Origin of the sequence: Dyella flagellata (assembly GCF_030160275.1) — a bacterium.
In the GTDB taxonomy this organism is placed as follows: Bacteria; Pseudomonadota; Gammaproteobacteria; order Xanthomonadales; family Rhodanobacteraceae; genus Dyella_B; species Dyella_B flagellata.
The window spans coordinates 153,041-171,267 of record NZ_BSOA01000048.1 but is presented as its reverse complement, the minus strand read 5'-3'; the positions used below and the strand labels follow the sequence as shown (position 1 = coordinate 171,267).

General features: G+C 63.3%; 18 protein-coding genes and 1 pseudogene. 5 read left to right on the top strand and 14 right to left on the bottom strand.

The window, feature by feature from the left end:
- Positions 1-24: 24 nt before the first annotated feature.
- Positions 25-573, top strand: coding sequence for a DUF2059 domain-containing protein (locus QQJ96_RS19705; protein ID WP_284333739.1), 549 nt, complete (start codon positions 25-27; stop codon positions 571-573).
- 264 nt (positions 574-837) lie between these two features.
- Here QQJ96_RS19705 and kynU read toward each other — a convergent pair whose 3' ends face one another.
- The 13 genes from kynU to QQJ96_RS19640 all read right to left on the bottom strand — a co-directional run bounded on the left by kynU (position 838) and on the right by QQJ96_RS19640 (position 13,707).
- Entirely contained in the window at positions 838-2,118 is a 1,281-nt protein-coding gene (gene kynU / locus QQJ96_RS19700; protein ID WP_284333738.1) for a kynureninase, read from the bottom strand.
- A gap of 104 nt (positions 2,119-2,222) precedes the next feature.
- A complete protein-coding gene (locus tag QQJ96_RS19695; RefSeq protein WP_284333737.1) occupies positions 2,223-2,744 on the bottom strand; it encodes a hypothetical protein in 522 nt (173 codons plus the stop codon).
- Complete coding sequence (locus tag QQJ96_RS19690) at positions 2,741-3,775, bottom strand: amidohydrolase family protein (RefSeq protein ID WP_284333736.1); 1,035 nt, start codon at positions 3,773-3,775, stop codon at positions 2,741-2,743. The genes QQJ96_RS19695 and QQJ96_RS19690 overlap by 4 nt, the downstream gene beginning before the upstream one ends.
- 54 nt (positions 3,776-3,829) lie before the next feature.
- Positions 3,830-5,935 (bottom strand): FUSC family protein, encoded by a 2,106-nt coding sequence (locus tag QQJ96_RS19685; RefSeq protein WP_284333735.1) that lies wholly within the window; start codon positions 5,933-5,935, stop codon positions 3,830-3,832.
- Between the two features lie 127 nt (positions 5,936-6,062).
- The gene (gene efpL, locus QQJ96_RS19680) at positions 6,063-6,641 is read right to left on the bottom strand and encodes an elongation factor P-like protein EfpL (protein WP_284333734.1); all 579 of its coding nucleotides are present in this window, start codon (positions 6,639-6,641) and stop codon (positions 6,063-6,065) included.
- 51 nt (positions 6,642-6,692) lie between these two features.
- Positions 6,693-7,454 carry an SDR family oxidoreductase gene (locus QQJ96_RS19675; RefSeq protein WP_284333733.1) on the bottom strand — a complete coding sequence of 254 codons (762 nt, stop codon included), beginning with the start codon at positions 7,452-7,454 and terminating at the stop codon, positions 6,693-6,695.
- A 158-nt stretch (positions 7,455-7,612) separates the two neighbouring features.
- Positions 7,613-8,185, bottom strand: coding sequence for a GNAT family N-acetyltransferase (locus tag QQJ96_RS19670; protein WP_284333732.1), 573 nt, complete (start codon positions 8,183-8,185; stop codon positions 7,613-7,615).
- Positions 8,182-8,775 (bottom strand): YdeI/OmpD-associated family protein, encoded by a 594-nt coding sequence (locus QQJ96_RS19665; RefSeq protein WP_284333731.1) that lies wholly within the window; start codon positions 8,773-8,775, stop codon positions 8,182-8,184. The genes QQJ96_RS19670 and QQJ96_RS19665 overlap by 4 nt, the downstream gene beginning before the upstream one ends.
- Positions 8,776-8,789: 14 nt before the next feature.
- The gene (locus tag QQJ96_RS19660) at positions 8,790-9,275 is read right to left on the bottom strand and encodes a GNAT family N-acetyltransferase (protein ID WP_284333730.1); all 486 of its coding nucleotides are present in this window, start codon (positions 9,273-9,275) and stop codon (positions 8,790-8,792) included.
- A 67-nt stretch (positions 9,276-9,342) separates the two neighbouring features.
- The gene (locus QQJ96_RS19655; protein ID WP_284333729.1) at positions 9,343-10,248 is read right to left on the bottom strand and encodes a hydroxymethylglutaryl-CoA lyase; all 906 of its coding nucleotides are present in this window, start codon (positions 10,246-10,248) and stop codon (positions 9,343-9,345) included.
- Between the two features lie 28 nt (positions 10,249-10,276).
- Complete coding sequence (locus QQJ96_RS19650) at positions 10,277-12,274, bottom strand: acetyl/propionyl/methylcrotonyl-CoA carboxylase subunit alpha (RefSeq protein ID WP_284333728.1); 1,998 nt, start codon at positions 12,272-12,274, stop codon at positions 10,277-10,279.
- Between the two features lie 83 nt (positions 12,275-12,357).
- A complete protein-coding gene (locus tag QQJ96_RS19645) occupies positions 12,358-12,873 on the bottom strand; it encodes a cupin domain-containing protein (protein ID WP_284333727.1) in 516 nt (171 codons plus the stop codon).
- A 48-nt stretch (positions 12,874-12,921) separates the two neighbouring features.
- Positions 12,922-13,707, bottom strand: coding sequence for an enoyl-CoA hydratase-related protein (locus QQJ96_RS19640; protein ID WP_284333726.1), 786 nt, complete (start codon positions 13,705-13,707; stop codon positions 12,922-12,924).
- Between the two features lie 129 nt (positions 13,708-13,836).
- Between QQJ96_RS19640 and QQJ96_RS23545 the strand changes: the two are divergent.
- The 4 genes and pseudogenes from QQJ96_RS23545 (at position 13,837) to QQJ96_RS19615 (ending at position 17,030) form a co-directional block, all read left to right on the top strand.
- A pseudogene (locus QQJ96_RS23545) lies at positions 13,837-14,586 on the top strand (class I SAM-dependent methyltransferase).
- 67 nt (positions 14,587-14,653) lie between these two features.
- Positions 14,654-14,893, top strand: coding sequence for a FeoA family protein (locus QQJ96_RS19625; RefSeq protein WP_284333723.1), 240 nt, complete (start codon positions 14,654-14,656; stop codon positions 14,891-14,893).
- The gene (feoB, locus tag QQJ96_RS19620; protein WP_284333722.1) at positions 14,890-16,731 is read left to right on the top strand and encodes a ferrous iron transporter B; all 1,842 of its coding nucleotides are present in this window, start codon (positions 14,890-14,892) and stop codon (positions 16,729-16,731) included. Before QQJ96_RS19625 ends, feoB begins: the two co-directional genes overlap by 4 nt.
- Positions 16,728-17,030, top strand: a complete 303-nt coding sequence (locus tag QQJ96_RS19615) for a DUF6587 family protein (protein WP_284333721.1) — start codon at positions 16,728-16,730, stop codon at positions 17,028-17,030. The genes feoB and QQJ96_RS19615 overlap by 4 nt, the downstream gene beginning before the upstream one ends.
- Before the next feature lie 145 nt (positions 17,031-17,175).
- Here the strand turns inward: QQJ96_RS19615 and QQJ96_RS19610 are convergent, their stop codons facing one another.
- The gene (locus tag QQJ96_RS19610) at positions 17,176-18,171 is read right to left on the bottom strand and encodes a phospholipase D-like domain-containing protein (protein ID WP_284333720.1); all 996 of its coding nucleotides are present in this window, start codon (positions 18,169-18,171) and stop codon (positions 17,176-17,178) included.
- Between the last annotated feature and the right edge of the window lie 56 nt (positions 18,172-18,227).

Here is an 18,227-nt window from a genome sequence, read left to right as displayed (position 1 = left end):
ATAAGGACACAAGGGGAGCGGGACGTGAAGGCATTTATTTGCGCAATGGCGATGGCCGGTATTTTCGCGGCAGGCTCAGCCTGGGGGACGGACGCAGCGCCGGCTAGCGACGCATCGATTCGTCAGCTGCTGGAAATTACCAATGCTCGCACCATGCTGGATGGCATCATGTCGCAGATGCGAACGACAATGCAGAAATCGGCATTGCAATCCGTGGGGCATCCGCTGGATGTGCAGGAACAGCAAATTTTGAGCAGCGGGATAGGCAAGGTGATGGATACTTTTCAGAACCAGCTCGCGTGGGACAAATTTGAGCCGATCATGGTGGAAATCTATCGCAAAAATCTGTCGCAACAGGAAGTCAACGACATGCTGGTGTTCTATAGGTCGCCGACGGGACGGGCATTGATTGCAAAAATGCCGGTGCTCCAGCAGGAAGGCGGAGAGGCCGGACAGAGATTGACGCAGGCTGCGATTCCTCAGGCTCGTCAGATCTTTGCGCAGATGATGGATGATATGAAAGCGCATGAGCTTGATAAGGCCAAAAAGGCCAGCCAAGCCGCCAAGCCCTGACGTCGGAAAAGAGGGCGCCGGGAAGTCTTGGCGAGATCCATTCGATCGTCGGCTATGAAGTCGGTGTGGGCCGGACTATCAACACTTGAGTCGGAGTGGAGTCGAGCCTAACTGCAGCTTGCGGGCACGGTTCGTAGCGAACAGGCAAGCAGGCTGGGATGTCATTCTCAGCTATCTGAAGCATGGGAGTGCTGGGACTGGCATCCAGCCTGCGCATCTAATGCATTGCGGCGCAGCGTTGGCTTAGGGCGAGAGTAGATCGCATTAAGCCTGCTCTTTCCAGCGCCGTACCGCTTGCGCAAACGCCAAGCAATCAGCAAACCGGTTATACAACGGCACCGGCGAAATCCGGATTACATCCGGTTCGCGCCAGTCGCCGATGATGCCGTGCTCGATCAGATATTCGAACAGGGTGCGCCCTTGCGCGCGGCCGCCCAGCACACGGATGGAGAGTTGCGAGCCGCGGCGCGCGGGATCTTTGGGCGTAACCACTTCCAGCACATCGGGTAGCTGCGTTTCCACCAGCCATTGCAGGTAGCCGGTGAGTTGCAGCGATTTCTCGCGCAGGCGTTGCATGCCGGCGCGATGGAAGACGTCCAGCGATACGCGCAGGGGGGCCAGCGCGAGGATCGGCGGATTGGAAAGCTGCCAGCCGTCCGCGCCGGGCGTGGGCACGAATTCCGGCCCCATCTGGAAGCGTGTGGTCTTGTCGTGGCCCCACCAGCCGGCGAAACGTGGCAGCGTGGCGCGTGCATGGCGCTCATGCACGAATGCGCCGCCCACCGCGCCAGGGCCGCCGTTGAGGTATTTGTAGCTGCACCAGATCGCGAAATCCATGCCGCTGTCGTGCAATTGCAGCGGCAAGTTGCCCACCGCATGGGCGAGATCGAAGCCTACTTGGCAGCCTTGCCGGTGCGCGAGCTCGGTGATCGCCTTCAAGTCGAACACCTGGCCGGTGCGGTATTGCACGCCGGGCAACAGTACCAAGGCGATGCGCGAGCCGTGTTCGGCAAGCGCGCGTTCAATGGCTGCCATCGATAGCGTGCCGTTGGGTTCGTCGCCTTCCAGTTCGATCAGCGACAGATTGGGACTGAAGCCGTGATAGCGGATCTGCGATTCGACCGCGTAGCGATCGGTGGGGAAGGCGCCGGCTTCGATCAGGATGGCGTGCCGGTCCGGCGTGGGGCGGTAGAAGCTCACCATCATCAGGTGCAGGTTCACGCCCAGCGTATTCATTGCCACGACTTCATCAGGCTGCGCGCCGACCACTTCGGCGAGGTGATCGCGCACGAACTCGTGATAATCCATCCAGGGCAGGCGGCCCTTGAAGTGGCCCTCGACCGCCAGCTCGCCCCAATAATCGAGTTCCGTATTGATGGCATCGCGCACCGCACGCGGCTGCAGGCCGAGCGAATTGCCGCAAAAATAATGACTGTCGCCGTGCTCGTGCGGCGGGATCAGGAATTCGTTGCGAAAATCGCGCAGCGGATCGGCGGCGTCACGGGCCTGGGCCCACTCGATGGTGGCTTCGTAGGAAATGGGCATCAATGCATCCGGGCAGGGCGTGGGGCGCATTTTAAGGAACTTCAGCCGGCTGTGCCGTCATGCTCGTGAAAGGAGGATGACAGCGGCGGCGCCAGATCACGCAATCAGGTGTTCAAATTGGCGGCGATAGCCTTGCAGCCCTGGTCGAAGCTTGCGGCCCAGGATTGCCCGGCCTGGCTGGCCGACGGGCGCGCGCAGCGCAACTGGATGGCGTGGCCGTTGCGGAACCAATAGCGTTCAATATAGGTATACGGCGTACCGCTTTCGCTCGCGGTATAGATGAAACTGTTCTGGTCGCCGGATGAGCGGGCGCTGGGCTGGTAGTCCTTCAGGTTTTTCGCCTTGGCCATTGCACCATTGACGTAGTCACCAAAGGCCTGGGCATCGGCTTCCTGCTTCACGGTCACGCTGACGCGTGCGAGCGTGCTGCCGGCGCTGGGAGAAGGATCGGGTACCTGGAACACGCGCACTTCCGGATCGCCGTCCACCTGCATGATGCCGACCCAGTTGGACGGAGTGCTGAAGTGCACATTGCCGGACGCCATGGTGACATCGTCTGCATTGGCCATCGCGATGCTGCTCATGGCAAGCAAGACTGTCACGACGATGTAGCGGCTGAATTTCATGCGTGTTCCTCGGGAAGCGTATTGGGTACAAAACGGCGTAACGGCAGCCCCAGCCATTCCAGCGCGGTGCCGTGAAACAGGCGGGCGCGGGCCGGTTCATCCAGTTCAAGCGATTCGATGCCGCTGCCGGGCTCCTGCTCCCCCAGCGGGAAAGGATAGTCGGTGCCGAGCATCACGCGGTCGAAGCCGGTCACATCCAGGAGATATTGCAGTGCCCGGGTGTCGTGCACGCAGGAATCGAAATACAGGCGCTTGAGGTATTCGCGCGGATTGCGCGGGTTGTCGGTGGCGACCAGGTCCGGGCGCATGCGGAAACCGTGCTCGATACGGCCGATGCTCCATGGAAAGCTGCCGCCGCCATGGGCCAGCATCACGCGCAGTTTGGGCAGCCGCTCCAGCACGCCGCCGAAGGCCAGGCAGCATCCGGCACGTGACTGTTCGGCCGGCATTCCCACCAGCCACGGCATCCAGTACTTGGGCATGCTGGCCGCGCCCATCATGTCCCACGGGTGCACCATCAGCGCCGCGCCCAGATCCGCCGCGGCCTCGAAGAAGGGGAACAGTTCCGGCGCGTCCAGGTTCCAGTCGTTGCAATGCGAGCCGATCTGTACGCCGCACAGGCCCAGTTCGTCGATGCAGCGCTCCAGTTCGCGAATGGCCAGTTCCGGCGCCTGCAGCGGCACCGTGCCGATGCCTGCGTAATGCCTGGGAAAATCCCGGCAGATGCCGCCCATGTGATCGTTGAGATGGCGGTGCAGTTCCAGCGCCTGGTAACCCGGTGCCCAGTACGAGAACAGCACCGGCACGGTGGAGATCACCTGCACGTTCACACCGAAGCGGGCGTAATCGTCAACGCGGTACTGCGGATCGAACGAAGAATCCCATACCTCGCGGAAGAACTTGCCGTCCTTGTAGATGCGATGCCGACCATCGCTGTGCGTCATTACTGGAAAGGCATCGTTGCCGTATTTGGCGGCAAGGTTGGGCCAGTCACGCGGGAGGATGTGGGCATGGGTATCGATTTTCAGCATGCCGCCAAGTGTAGCGCCTGCCGGGGCTGCCGGCCGTGAGGAGCGCGTGGCTACTCATGGATGCACGGGACGTTCGCCTTGCGCCGCCGCGGCTTCGAGCGGCCCGCGACTGACCACGTGGGCCAGCGTGTCGATGTTGTCGACCAGGCGGTCGCTGATACGGACCAGTTGTTCCGCGCGCGGACGGTCGTCCGCCATGGCCAGCAGGGTGGCCAGGCTGCGCTGCAGCTGGCGCAGTTCCGGGGCCGGTCCCGAGACCTGGTTGTTACGCAGCGCCACCGCCAGGGCGTGCAGCTGGGAAGCGGCCCGTTCCACAAAATGCGTCACTTCCACCTGCTCGGGCAGGCTGTCGCAGTCGTGCAGCAAGGCTTCCAATGTCATCCCCGTGCGCGCCAGGCGGTTGCCGTTGAGGAACAGCGCATTGGCCAGTTCCAGCAGGATCAGCGGGGTGGCCGGTTCGGCCTGCATGCGATCGATCGAGGCCTGCGCATTGGTGCGCGCGGTGCGCACGGCGGTGCGGGTTTCACGATGCGGGTGGCGTTGTTCCGGCCGCGCCAGCGCATGCAGGTAATCGGCATAGGCATCCAGCATGTCCGACAACGCGGGACGGGCGCGCTTCCGTTCCCAGGTGGGCCAGATCACGTAGGCGAGCAGGGCCATGCCGCTGCCAAGCACGGTGTTGAGCACACGATCCATCACGGCGGTGTCCGAATTCACGCCCTCGAACGACAACAGGATCACCACCGTGCCGGTCAGCGTCGCAACGGCAATGCCGTAGTGCGCGGTCGCCAGGTAGCGGAACGCCATGCACAGCACAGCCATCAAGGCGAGATGCGCCCATGGGTCGTGCGGCGTGACGTACAGCAAGGCGGTCGTCAGCACCAGGCCGAGAATGGTGCCCGCAACGCGCAACAGGCCGAAATTCAGCGTGGCCGCAAAATCCGAGCGCAGCACGATCGCCACCGTCATCGGCAGCCAGTAGCCGTGCGGCAAATGCCATAGCCGCGAGACCAGCAGCGCGATGCTCAGGCACACCGCGCAGCGTAGCGCATGCCGGAATGCCACCGAATGCGTGGTGAGATTCGCGCGCAGGGTGGCCAAGGCCGAAGTGCCTCGCAGTGCGCTCGGCAGGCGCGTTTCTGCCGCGGCCGCGCGCTGCTCGCCGCTTGCGCCGGCCCAATTGGCATTGCGCACGGCCGCGGCGAGCTGGCCGGAAAGTGCGTGGATATGCGCGGCAACGCTGTCGCTGCGGCTATGGTTGTCCAGCAGGGCGCGTTCGCTGGCTTGCAGGGTTTGCAAGGCGCGCGCGGCCTGCTCCGGCGAATCGCCGCTTTCCAGGGCCGCGACCAGTGCTGTCAGCACGCGCGCGGCATCGGCACGGAACATCGCAAGGATGCTTGCCGCGCCATGCAGCTCCGCCATCGCGACCAGTTCCAGGCGCATGCGTTCGGCCAGCTCCAGCAGCACGGCAAAGGCTTCCATTGCACGCCCGTGTGCACGATGGCGGCCAAGCAGCGTCTGCTGCAGCATTGTCATCGCATCGGCAAGCGCCGGTACTTCCTCTTCGTTTTGCTTGTTGTCCCTGGCCAGGGTCGCCAGGCCGCGGTAGACGGTGGCCAGCGCATGCCGCTCCGGGCCGTAGCGCTGCAATGGCCAGGCGGCAACGGAGAACAAGGTCAGCAGCAGACCGCCGGCGAATATCAGCGCGGCGCCGATCAAGGCGTCTGCAAGCGTGGTTGGCGTGGCCGCTGTGATCACCAGCAGGATCATGCTGGTCATGCCCACGCGCGCGATGTCCACCCCGAACACCACCAGCAGGCCGCCGAAGAAGCCGAATGCTGCGGTCGCGGTGAGGATTAACGGTAGATTCCCTCCGACCAGAAAGCCGCATAGGGAAGCGAGCCCCGCCGCCAGCGAAGCCAGCAGCAACTGCTGCAGGCGCTGCCGATAAGGGCCGGGCTGATCGGAAAACATGGTATCGAGGGCGCCGGCGCCGATCGCGAGGCCCGCTTCCCCGTGGCCAGTGAGCATGCCGACTGCCAGCGGCAAGACCACCGCGGCGGTATTGCGGATTACCACCCACACCGGTACGTCCGGACGCTTGGTTGCAGTCAGGCTTTGCAGCACGCTGGCGCTTAGCGAGTAGGCTCGGGTGGACATGGCGGGGAAAGCTGCCGGATTGCCAAGGATTTTGCCCTACCGGCACCGCCCTGTCGCGTGGCGATCGCACGAAAAAACGGCGCCCCGAAGAGCGCCGTTCTGTCAGAGTTCAATGCGGGTACTCCGCTTAGAACGTCTTTTCCGAGCCACGTCCGGCAAATTCGCCAGTGAGGGTGTTCACCCAGACCTTTTCGTCAGTGGTGATGTACTCCGGCACCTGGATCTCGATGCCGGTGTTGAGCTTGGCCGGCTTGGTGCGCTTGGTGGCGCTGGCGCCCTTCAGTTCCGGGGCGGTGTCCGCCACGATAAGCAGCACGCTGGTCGGTACCTGCAGGCCCACCGGCGCATCGTCGATGAGCTGCACGTAATAGCCCTCCACGCTTTCCACGATGTAGCCGGCGTTGTCGCCGACCAATTCCGGGCCGAGTGTGTATTGCGTGTAGTCCTCGTTGTCCATGAAAACGTAGGCGTCACCGTCCATGTACGAGAAGTTGGCCGCGCGCCGCACCAGTTCCATTTCCTTCAAGTCATCGTCGGCACGCAGGCTGAGATCGAACTTGCGACCGCCGGGAATGGAATACAGCGTGAAGCGGAAAGTGACATTGCCGCCACGCGCGGTAGGCGAACTGCGTTCGATGTCGCGCACCTGGTAAACGGTGCCTTCGTGTTCGACCACGTTACCTTTTTTGACGTCGGAAGCTTTCATGAGTGAGCCGATGGTTTAGGAATGAAAGGTTATTGGCCAGGGCGCTGGACTTTACTTCGGCTGCAGGCGCACCGCGCCATCCAGGCGGATCGTTTCGCCGTTGATGTAGCGATTGCCCAGGATGAACGCCACGGTGTTGGCGAATTCGTCCGGCTTGCCCAGGCGTGAAGGGAAGGGAATGGACGCTGCCAGCGACTCCTGCACCTGCGGCGGCATGCCATCCACCATCGGCGTCCAGAAGATGCCCGGCGCAATCGTCGCCACGCGAATGCCGAAGCGGGACAGCTCACGCGCCATCGGCAGCGTCATGGCCACTACGCCACCCTTGGAGGCCGAGTAGGCGGCCTGGCCGATCTGGCCTTCGTAGGCGGCTACGCTGGCGGTGTTGATGATCACGCCGCGCTCGCCATCCTCGCCCGCTTCGTTGTGCTGCATCAGCGCGGCACCGGCCTTGGCGACATTGAAGCTGCCCACCAGGTTCACCATCACGGTGCTGCTGAAGGTGCTCAGCGCCATCGGCCCTTCCTTGCCCAGCATGCGTCCGGCGCCCAGGATGCCGGCGCAGTTCACCACCACGTTCAGGCCGCCCAGGGCCTCCTTGGCCGCCTTGACGTTGGCGGCGACGCCTTCTTCGGAAGTGACGTCGGTGCGGAAGAAATGCCCGTTCAGCGCCTGGGCCGCGGCCTGGCCCTTTTCCTCGTTGACGTCGAACAGGGCGACGTGGCCGCCGTTCGCGGCCAGATGCTGGGCCACGGCATGACCGAGGCCGGAGGCGCCGCCGGTGACGATGGCTTTGACTTGATTGAGCTGCATGGGAAATCCCGTCAAGCGAAAAACGCAATGGTAACGCAGTGGGTCGACAGCTTGCCGAACGCCTCGGCCCCCTGGCGAAGCCGCGTAGGCTGGGATGAAATCCCCGCTTCTGCAAACCCGCAAGAAAGCTGGGATTTCATCCCAGCCTACGCCCTCTTTCAGGCGTGGCGGCGAAAGATCTCGTGCAGTGCCTGCGATTCGATTAACGCCGGAAAAGCAGCCACTGGCTGTGGCGGATTGGCGGCAAGCTGCAGTTCCTTCTGCCACACCCCTACGTCCCACCATCGGTCAAGTTTGTAGCCGGCCTGGCGCCAGACCCCGGCAGGCGCAAAACCCATGGCCTCGTGCAATGCCACGCTGACTTCACCCGGCAGCGTGATCACCCCCACCGCCTGATTGATGCCTTGCAGGCGCATCACATCCAGCAGCGCGGCGTAAAGCTTGCGCGCAATGCCACGGCGGCGTGCGTTCTCATGCACGTAGATGGATGTTTCCGCGATCCAGTCGTAAGCCGCACGTTCGCGAAAGCGTGTGGCGTAGGCATAAGCCAGTACTTCGCCACCGGCTTCCCACACCAGCCACGGGTAGTGCTGCAAGCGTGTGAGGATGCGCTGGCGCATCGCTTCCGCACCGGGCAGCCCGGTTTCAAAGGTGATCGCGGTATCGATGATGGTGGGTGCGTAAATCGAATGAATGGCCTCGGCGTCGGCCGCGCGGGCAATACGGATCATGACTGATATTTCCAGTTGCGTTGCTTGCCTTGCGCCAGCCATTCCAGCGCGGTGGCGATGCGCTTTTGGCGCGTGGCGTCGGTCTTGGCTTCGCTTATCCACTCGACGTATTCGCGCTGCGCGCTGGGACTGAACGCCTCGTATGTCTTGCGTGCGGCGGCATGCCGCTTCAGCAGGGTGGCGAAATCGTCGGGCAACTTGGGCGGTGGTTTGCGCGCCGCAGGGGCAGGTTTCCTCGTCACGCCGGCCTCCCTTAGCGTGACGGCTTTGCGAACGTAGGCGATCAATGCCTGCTTGCTCGGCAACTCCTTGATGGAGGTGAGCTTGCCGAACTGGCCCATGCCTTCCTTGTCCGTCGCGCCGACCACGTTCTTGCCATGCCAGAAATGAAAGCTGCAGTGCTGCTTGAATGCGGCCATGGAACACAGCAGCTTGCCTTCATGCAGGAAATGCGGGCAGCCCCACTTGATGCTTTCTTCCACTTCGGGAAAAGCGCTGTGCACGATGACACGCAGGTATTCGAGAATAGGCTGGGCGAAGTCAGGCGATTTCGCGATATAGGCGTCGATGCGGGGATCGTGGCTGACCATGATCTGCTTCGCTGCTATAGCTCTCGGATAAAGAAGCGATCGCAGCCGAAGTGGCCGGTGCCGCCCATGGGGGCGCACAACTGCGTAAAGCCGTGTTTGCGATACAGCGATTGCGCCGCATCCATCCCGGTCAGCGTTTCGATGTAGCAGCGCTTGAAGCCAAAACCGCGTGCCGCATCCAGGCAGCGTTGCAGCATGGCTGGGCCCGCACCGATGCCACGCGCCTCGGGCAGGAAGTACATCTTGCGCAATTCGCACACATCCGTCTCGCCGCCATCCAGCGGAGCGACGCCACCGCCGCCGACTATGCTGCCACCGCGCTCCACCACGAAATACGCACCGCCGGGACGCGCATAGGCGGCATGCATGTCGTCGACTTCGGGGTCGTGGATGGCGAAGCCCGGACCGTCGGCGCCGAATTCGGGCATGACGGTACGGATGATGTTGGCTACGGCGGCGCTATCGCGCGGCTCGATGGGGCGGATGGTGAACTCAGGCATGAGCGCCAACTTACCAGCGCGTAGGCTGGGATGCTAATCCCAGCTTTCTTTCTTGGAATCCCGATGCTTACGTGTCTGCCGTGGTCCGCGCCTTTGTCACCCGGCTCGCCGAGGGCTTGTTGAGCTGTGCCGAGAGCCACGCGCCGGTCGCCACCAGCATGTCCAGGTCGATGCCGGTCGTCAGGCCCATGCCATGCAGCATGTACACCACGTCTTCGCTGGCTACATTGCCGGTGGCGCCCTTTGCATACGGGCAGCCACCCGTGCCGGAGACGGCGCTGTCGACGACGCGCACACCTTCTTCCAGGCAGGCGAGGATGTTGGCGAGGGCCTGGCCGTAGGTGTCATGGAAATGCACCGCCAGGGCGTGCATGGGAATTTCCTGCGCGACCGCGTGCAACATGGCGCGCGCCTTGGCGGGCGTGCCGACGCCGATCGTGTCGGCCACGGACACCTCGTAGCAGCCCATCTCGTACAATTGCTTGGCAACCTTGACCACGTCGGCGATGGGTACTTCACCCTGATACGGGCAACCCAGGGCGGTGGAGACGTAGCCGCGCACTTTTACGCCTTCGGCCTTGGCTTCCTCCAGTACCGGCTGGAAGCGTTGCAGCGATTCGGCGATCGACGCATTGATGTTGGCGCGATTGAAAGCTTCGGACGCGGCCGTGAACACCGAAACCTCGGACGCACCGGCTTCGCGAGCAATGCGGTAACCCTGTTCGTTCGGTACCAGCACGGGATAGCCGACGCCAGGCACCTTGCGGATACGGTGGAACACTTCCGCCGCGTCGGCCAGCTGCGGCACCCAGCGCGGGCTGACGAAGCTGGTCGTTTCGATGGTCTTCAGGCCGGTGGAGGACAGGCGATCGATCAGCGCGATCTTGATGTCCGGCGGCAGCAGGGTCTTTTCGTTCTGCAAACCGTCCCGCGGGCCGACTTCGACGATCCGAACTTGAGAGTCTGTATTCATGCCGGGCTCCAGCAAGCTAAGGCGATACTCACGAGGCGAAGCGAACGAGTACGGTGTCGGCTTCCACAAACTCACCTTGCGTTGCACTTACGCTATCAATGGTTCCTGCGCGCGGTGCCTTCAAGGCCAGCTCCATTTTCATGGCCTCCATGACCAGCAATTCCTGTCCCTCTTCGACGGTGTCCCCCGCCTTGGCTTTCACCAGCACGATGCGTCCCGGCATGGGGGCGGCAATCTGGTTGCCGCCGCTGCCTTGCTTGGATTCCCAGGCAAACGCCGCCGCGCGCACGAACGCATGACGCTGGCCGTTCGAATCGTGCAAGGTGATGCGCTCCTGGTCGGCATGCATGCGCAGTCGCATGCCTTCATCGCCGAAGCGTGCGCTGAGCACCTCGCGATCCAGGCGCGCGCCGCGTACTTCACATTGCGACGTGCCGTGCTGCAAGCGGTAATCGCCGTCGTGGCCATAGGCCTCGACTTCGTAGCGTTGCTCGCGCAGACCCAGCGCGATGATGCGTTTGCCCGCATGCCCGACGCGCCATGCGTCAGCACGTGACCAAGGGGAGTAAGGGTCATTGCCGTGCACCGACGCGGCGACGAGCGTGCGTTCGTCGTGAAGCAGGGCGACGGTGGCGGCTGCGAACAGGACATGTTCAGAGGGTGCCGCATCGCCGGTTAGAAATTCATCAAGGTGGCGATCCAGGTAACCGGTGTCGATGCGGCCTTCGACCACGACCGGATGGCGCGCCAGCCGTTCGAGAAAGCCGATGTTCGATTTCGGCCCGACGATCTCGCATTCGGCCAGGGCCTCACGCAGGCGTTGCAGCGCTTGCGTGCGATCAGTGTCATAAACGATCAGCTTGGCGATCATCGGATCGTAGAAAATGGTCACCGTGTCGCCTTCGATCACACCGCCATCCAGCCGTACATGGCGCGACGGGGCGGGCAGGCGTAGCTGGCGCAGCTTGCCTGAGCCGGGCAGGAAGTTCTGCTCCGGATCTTCGGCGTACAGGCGCACTTCGATGGCATGCCCATGTGCCTGGACCTGTTCCTGTCGCAGCGGCAGCGGTTCACCGGCGGCGATGCGCAATTGCCATTCGACCAGGTCCAGCCCCAGCGTTTCCTCGGTGACGGGATGCTCCACCTGCAGGCGCGTATTCATTTCCATGAAATAAAACGTGCCGTCCTGGCCGACGATGAATTCGACCGTGCCGGCGCCGACGTAATCGACCGCCTTGGCCGCGGCGACCGCCGCTTCGCCCATCGCCTTGCGGCGTTCGGCGGTGAGGAACGGCGAGGGCGTTTCCTCCAGCACCTTCTGGTAACGGCGCTGGGCCGAGCATTCACGCTCGTTGAGGTGAATCACCTCGCCATGGGTGTCGCCGAACACCTGGAACTCGATATGGCGCGGGTGCTCCACGTAGCGTTCCAGGATCACTCGCGTGTCGCCGAACGAACTGGCCGCTTCGCGTTGCGCGGAGGCTAGCGCATCGATGAATTCCTTTTCCGTGCGCACGATGCGCATGCCCTTGCCGCCGCCGCCGGCCGCGGCCTTGATCATTAGCGGAAAGCCGGTCTTGCGTGCTTGCTCGGCAAGCACATCGGTGTCCTGATTGTCGCCGTGGTAGCCCGGCACCAACGGTACCTGGTGCTGTTCCATCAGCGCCTTGGCGGCCGCCTTCGAACCCATGGCGTCGATGCTTTCCGGGCGCGGGCCGATGAAAGCGATGCCAGCTTCCGTGCATGCGCGAGCGAACGCCGTGTTCTCGGAAAGAAAGCCATAGCCGGGATGAATCGCCTGCGCGCCGGATTTTTTTGCGACCTCCAGAATCGCATCGCTGCGCAGGTACGATTCGGCCGGGCGCGGGCCGCCGATCGGCCAGGCTTCGTCGGCCAGCCGTACGTGCTGCGCGTCGCGGTCCGCCTCCGAATACACCGCAATAGTATGGATGCCCAGCCGCCGGCAGGTGCGGATCACGCGGCAGGCGATCTCGCCGCGATTGGCAATCAGTACGCGCTCGAACATGCGGGTTCCTTGACCGGTTCGCAGAATGCAAAGCGTACAAAATTAGCAGATTTAGCCAACCGCGCCGATGCGCAGCGCAACAACTATTCGCCTTCCCAGTAGTCGGCGGTATCGCCCTGGCGCATCACGATGCGGATCATCTGCGGCTTGCCTTCCGCATCGGGCCCGAACTCGCCCAGGATGCCGTACTTGCTGGAGTCGGGGTATTCGCAGATCTCCGGCGATAGCTTGCTGCTCACCGCCAGATAACGCATTTCGACCGATCCAGTATTGATGATCTGGTGGGCGCTCTCGGGTCCGCCCGGTGGGCAGGCGAGGATGTCGCCCTGGCGGATCGGGTAGCACTCGGTGCCGACGCGAACTTCACCTTGGCCTTCCAGGATGAAGAACATCTCTTCATTGACGCGATGGTTGTGCAGCGGAAAGGCGCGCTTGCCTGGAGGAACGGCGGTGATGTTGTAGCCGAGCTTCTGCGCGCCCAGCTGCGCGGAAACGCGCCCCATGCGTGCCTCGAAGCGTTGCGCGGCGTCGCCGGTGGGCCCGAAGCCGGGCGGAAAAGCTTGCAGCTCGATATCGGCGATGTTGACGATGCGTTTCATGGCAAGCCTCGTTCGGGAAGGGGGTTATGCTGGGATTGGCATCCCAGCCTACATCCAGGCGGGGGTGCGTTTGTCGAGGAAGGCGCCTAGCCCTTCCTGGCCTTCTTCGGATACGCGCAGCCGCGCAATCAGAGCGGCGTTTTCCAGATCGAGGCGTTCGGCGGCGGCCTCGGTCAAGCCATGCATGTTGAAGGCGAGCTGCTTGGCTTCGCGTTGCGCCGAAGGGCCGGCCTTGGCCAAGTGTTTGAGCACCGTGTGCACGGCGTCGTCCAGGTATTCCGCGGCCACCGCCTCGTGCAGCAAGCCGATGCGTGCGGCGGTTTCGGCATCAAAGATTTCGCCGGTCAGAAACAGGCGTCGCGCCTGCCGGACACCGATCGCGGCCATCACATAAGGCGAGATCACCGCGGGCACCAGGCCGAGCCGCACCTCGGTCAGGCCGAACTTCGCGCTGTCCACGCCGATGGCGATGTCGCAACAGGCGATCAAGCCCACGCCGCCGCCATAAGCGGCGCCATTGACACGCGCCACGGTGGGCTTGGGCAGGAATTGCAGCGTGCGCATCAAGGCGGCCAGGCGCAACGAGTCTTCGCGGTTTTCCGCCTCGCCGGCCTTGGCCATGCCGCGCATCCAGTTCAGATCCGCGCCGGCGGAAAAGCTGGCGCCCTCGCCGGTCAGCACCACTACGCGCACGGCCGGGTCGCTGCCGGCAGCATGCAAGGCGGTGGTCAGTTCGGCGATCAGCCGGTCGTCGAAGGCGTTGTGGACATCCGGGCGGTTGAGGCGAAGTTCGCGCACACCGGCGTGGTCGGCCACTTGGATGGAAGAAGTCATGGGGCGCTCATGCGAGGGAGAGGAGGGTGCAAAGCGTAAAACAAGCCAGGCTGCTAGAAGACAAGTCGTATTGGCCGGATCGCGGCGGGCGACGCAAGATGGAGCCCCTCCTGCCGCACCGCTCCCAGCATGTCCACTGATACCCGTTCGCTGTTCACCGCGCAGTCCGACGCCTACCGCACCAATCGCGCCACCTACGACCCCGCCTTCTTCGCCTGGTTGGCCCGGTCCGCTCCCAGCACCACGCGGGCCTGGGACTGCGGCTGCGGCTCGGGCCAGGTGACCGAGGACCTGGCGCGGCACTTCGAGCAGGTCGTGGCCACCGACATCAGTGCATCCCAGCTGGACAAGGCGCCGTGCCTGGACAATGTCCACTACCTCTGCTAACCGGCGGAACACACTTCATTGCAGCCTGAGAGCGTCGACCTCACCCTGGTCGCCCAGGCCCTGCACTGGTTCGACCTGCCGCGCTTCTATGAGGAGGTCCGCCGTGTCTCGCGCGCCAATGCGCTGCTGGCGGTGGTCTCCTACAACCTGCTGGACATCACGCCGGAACTCGACGCCCTGGTGCGGCACCTCTACCACGATGTAGTCGGGGCTTACTGGGCGGCTGAGCGCAGGTACGTGGAGACCGGTTACGAAACACTGCCCTTTCCCTTCGAGCGCGTGGCGACGCCCGCCTTCGGCCTCAGGGCGAGTTGGGATTTGTCGCGCCTGCTGGGCTACTTCCAAAGCTGGTCGGCGGTGGCCAGCTACCGCGCGGCCACCGGCCAGGACCCGGTAGAGCCCCTGCGGGAGCAATTCGCTCGCGCCTGGGGCGATCAGTCGGAGCGCGCGGTGAGCTGGCCGCTGACCATCAAGCTGGGACGGGTCGCTTGAGCGGACCTACACCAAATGCGAAAAAAGGATACAATGCGAACCATTCTTATTTAGAAGCATGACAACTGTGCGCCTGTCCGATTTGCCCAAAGGTGCTAACGCCGTGGTTGAACAAGTCGAAGATGCCCATGCCGATGACCTGATTGCGCAGCGCCTGCGCGACCTGGGCTTTGTGGCGGGCGAGCAGGTCAGGCTGGTGGCGCGCGGTCCGGTGGGCGCCGATCCCCTGCTGATCCAGATTGGTTCGACCCGCTTCGCCTTGCGTCGCGCCGAAGCGGCGCGCGTTACGGTGCGGGAGGTTGCATGAGCGCCGGTACGCTGCGCATCGCTTTGGTCGGCAATCCCAACTGCGGCAAGACAGCCCTGTTCAACCAGCTCACCGGCGGGCGCCAGAAAGTGGCCAACTACGCCGGGGTCACTGTGGAGCGCAAGGAAGGGCGCTTCACCGCGCCGTCCGGCCGCGTGCTGCAGGTCCTGGACCTGCCCGGCACCTACAGTTTCGATGCCGCCAGCCCGGACGAGCAGATCACCCGCGACGTACTGGAAGGTAACTATCCCGGCGAGGCAGCGCCCGACCTCATCATTTGCGTAGCCGATGCCACCAACCTGCGCCTGCATCTGCGCTTCGTACTGGAAGTGAAGCGGCTTGGCCGCCCGGTGGTGCTGGCCTTGAACATGATGGACGCGGCGCGCCATCGCGGCATCACGATCGACGTACCGCAATTGCAGCGGCGCCTGGGCATACCCGTGGTGGAAACCATTGCCGTGAAACGTGGTGGTACGCGGGCGCTGGTCGAGCGTGTGGATGGTGAGCTGCCCGATGCCCCGCCCGCATTGCCCGACGACCCGGCTAGCCGCGCCAGCCTGCACGATGAAGTGCGCCAGTTGATGGCAGCCACTGTGAGCATGCCGCGCGCCACCGCCGTGGTCGACGACATGCTCGATCGCTGGGTGCTGCATCCCGTCTTCGGCGTGCTGACGCTGGCGGTGGTGATGTTCCTCGTGTTCCAGGCGGTTTACGCCTCGGGCAAGCCGATGAGCGACCTGATCGGCAATGGTTTCGCATGGCTCGGCCAACATACGGCTGCGGTGCTGCCGGCCGGCCCCGTCCACGACCTGGTGGTGAGCGGCATCTTCGGCGGCCTGGGCACGGTGCTTGGCTTCCTGCCGGTGATCCTGGTGCTGTTCTTCTTCATCCTCATGCTGGAGGAGTCGGGCTACCTGCCGCGCGCAGCGTTCCTGCTCGATCGCCTGATGGTTTCGGTGGGGCTGACCGGGCGTTCCTTCATTCCCTTGCTGTCGAGCTTTGCCTGCGCCATTCCCGGCATCATGGGTACGCGCAGCATCACCGACCCGCGCGATCGCCTGGCCACCATTCTGGTCGCGCCGCTGATGACCTGTTCGGCTCGGTTGCCGGTGTACGCCTTGCTGATCGGCGCATTCATTCCGGCTCGCCGTGTGCTGGGCATTTTCAACCTGCAGGGCGTGGTGCTGTTCGCGCTGTATGTCGCCGGCATTGCCGGTGCGATGACCGTAGGCTGGGTGATCAAGCGCATTCGTCGCGACAAGAGCGAACATGCGTTGCTGATGGAGCTGCCTTCGTATCGCTTGCCCAGAGCACGCGATGTTGCCATCGGCTTGTATGAGCGTGGCGCCATCTTCCTGAAGCGCCTCACCGGCGTGATCCTGGCGCTGACCGTGTTGATGTGGTTCATCTCCACTTTTCCGGCTCCGCCGGCAGGCGCCACCGGGCCGGCCATCAATTACAGCTTTGCGGGTTATGTTGGCCGTTTCCTGCAGCATCTGTTCGCGCCGCTGGGTTTCAATTGGCAGATCAGCCTATCGCTGATTCCCGCTTTTGCCGCGCGTGAGACGGCGGTGGCCACGCTGGCAACTGTCTATGCGGTCAGCGGCGACGCGCAAGGCGGCGGGCTTGCCCATGCACTCACCAGCAATTTCCCGTTGGCCAGCGCGCTGTCGCTGCTGGTGTGGTTCGCCTTTGCGCCGCAGTGCATGTCCACGCTGGCGGTGATCCGCCGTGAAACGCAGTCCTGGCGCAATGTGGTGATTTCCTTCAGCTACATGTTCGCGGTGGCCTACGCGGCATCGTTCATCACCTATCAGGTGGCGAGGTTGTTTTCGTGAATACGGGTTTGCTGATCCAGTACGTGGTGATCGGCCTGGCCGTGTTTGCCAGTGCGTTGTACGCGTTCCGCAAGCTCGCCCCGCAGCTCACCAATCGCTGGCTCGCGTCGGCGTCGATCCATTTCAGCCAGCCGGGACATGCGGCGTGGGTGCGCACCATCGGACGTCGTCTGCAGCCCAAGCAGGCTACCGGTAGCTGCAGCGATGGTTGCAGTACTTGTGGTGCGTGCGGTCCGAAGCCGCCGGCCAATATGCGTAGCGATGCCATGCCGCTGGAATTTCGGCCGCGGCAGCATTGATCCCATAGTGCGAAATGGTTGCGCGCATGTAGGCTGGGATGACGATCCCAGCTTGTCATGCGATACCTCGCTGCTGGGATTGCTATCCCAGCCTACGCACGAAGCCCCTCTCCCGGAGGGAGAGGGGCGGTAGCGAAGTGGCAAATCAGTACGGGTTGGCACCCGAATAGTCGTTGTTGATCGTGCTGTTGAGTTGGCTCATTACGTTCGAATCGGTCGTGGTCAGGCCGAGTTCGCGGTTCCGGTCCAGCGAGTACGACGAGAAATTTTCCGAGCCCACGAAGGCCACCGCATTGGCAGTGCCATAGTCGGCCACGATCGCCTTCGCGTGGATGTACAGCGAGGTGTTGTCGTTCGGATAGGTGGCGATGCTCGCGCCAGCCGACTTCAGTGCATCCAGGTTGCTGTAGTACTTGCTGTTGTCGGTCATCACGATGGTCAGGCTCACACCGCGCGTAGCGGCGTTCTCTAGCGCACTCACGATGCCGCTGTCGCCCATCTCCTCGTTTTCCACCACCAGGCTGGTGGTGGCGTTATTGATGATGCTGAGCAGGGAGCTGCGCGAGTTGGTCGGGCTCCAGATCAGGTCATCGCCGGTCGGCGGTGTCACCGAGGTCTGCGCGAAATCCGCGTTGAAGGTGGTTTCGATCGCCGCCATGTCGTTGGCGTCGTTCTCGATCACACCGAAGTCGCGGCTGGTGCTGTAGTAGCGGCTGGTGAAGTTCATCGACATGATGGCGACCTGCGCGTTCGCGCTACCGTAGTCGATCAGGATGCTCTTCTGGTGAGTGGCCGCATACGTGGTCCACGCCCAATTGACCTGCACGCCGCAGCCGCTGAGCTGGTTGTACGCCGTGGTGTTGTTCCTCTGCTCCAGGTTCACGTCCAGGATTACGCGAACCGTAACGCCGCGCGCAGCTGCGTTGCACAGATCGTTCTGTGCCGTGGTGTCCTGCAGCTCGTACATCGTCATGTCGATGGTCGACTGCGCGGAGTTGATCAGATTGTAGAGCGGGGTAAAGCCCTGGTCGGGCTCGGTGATCAGCGTCTGCTGCGCAAAGGCGGGCAGCGCGAAGCCGAACGCACAGGCGGCGAGCGCCGCGGCTTTCACGAAGCTGGAACGGTTACTGCGAAAGTTCATGACTTGATCCTTATGTCTAGTGAGATGGACACGCATTCCCTGCGCTGTTCCGCTAC

What these genes read in the sequence shown, in the direction of transcription:
- kynU (WP_284333738.1), bottom strand. Translation starts at nt 2,118, where the DNA reads ATGCCCATTTCCTACGAAGCCACCATCGAGTGGGCCCAGGCCCGTGAC.
- QQJ96_RS19695 (WP_284333737.1), bottom strand. Translation starts at nt 2,744, where the DNA reads ATGAAATTCAGCCGCTACATCGTCGTGACAGTCTTGCTTGCCATGAGC.
- QQJ96_RS19690 (WP_284333736.1), bottom strand. Translation starts at nt 3,775, where the DNA reads ATGCTGAAAATCGATACCCATGCCCACATCCTCCCGCGTGACTGGCCC.
- QQJ96_RS19685 (WP_284333735.1), bottom strand. Translation starts at nt 5,935, where the DNA reads ATGTCCACCCGAGCCTACTCGCTAAGCGCCAGCGTGCTGCAAAGCCTG.
- efpL (WP_284333734.1), bottom strand. Translation starts at nt 6,641, where the DNA reads ATGAAAGCTTCCGACGTCAAAAAAGGTAACGTGGTCGAACACGAAGGC.
- QQJ96_RS19675 (WP_284333733.1), bottom strand. Translation starts at nt 7,454, where the DNA reads ATGCAGCTCAATCAAGTCAAAGCCATCGTCACCGGCGGCGCCTCCGGC.
- QQJ96_RS19670 (WP_284333732.1), bottom strand. Translation starts at nt 8,185, where the DNA reads ATGATCCGTATTGCCCGCGCGGCCGACGCCGAGGCCATTCATTCGATT.
- QQJ96_RS19665 (WP_284333731.1), bottom strand. Translation starts at nt 8,775, where the DNA reads ATGGTCAGCCACGATCCCCGCATCGACGCCTATATCGCGAAATCGCCT.
- QQJ96_RS19660 (WP_284333730.1), bottom strand. Translation starts at nt 9,275, where the DNA reads ATGCCTGAGTTCACCATCCGCCCCATCGAGCCGCGCGATAGCGCCGCC.
- QQJ96_RS19655 (WP_284333729.1), bottom strand. Translation starts at nt 10,248, where the DNA reads ATGAATACAGACTCTCAAGTTCGGATCGTCGAAGTCGGCCCGCGGGAC.
- QQJ96_RS19650 (WP_284333728.1), bottom strand. Translation starts at nt 12,274, where the DNA reads ATGTTCGAGCGCGTACTGATTGCCAATCGCGGCGAGATCGCCTGCCGC.
- QQJ96_RS19645 (WP_284333727.1), bottom strand. Translation starts at nt 12,873, where the DNA reads ATGAAACGCATCGTCAACATCGCCGATATCGAGCTGCAAGCTTTTCCG.
- QQJ96_RS19640 (WP_284333726.1), bottom strand. Translation starts at nt 13,707, where the DNA reads ATGACTTCTTCCATCCAAGTGGCCGACCACGCCGGTGTGCGCGAACTT.
- feoB (WP_284333722.1), top strand. Translation starts at nt 14,890, where the DNA reads ATGAGCGCCGGTACGCTGCGCATCGCTTTGGTCGGCAATCCCAACTGC.
- QQJ96_RS19610 (WP_284333720.1), bottom strand. Translation starts at nt 18,171, where the DNA reads ATGAACTTTCGCAGTAACCGTTCCAGCTTCGTGAAAGCCGCGGCGCTC.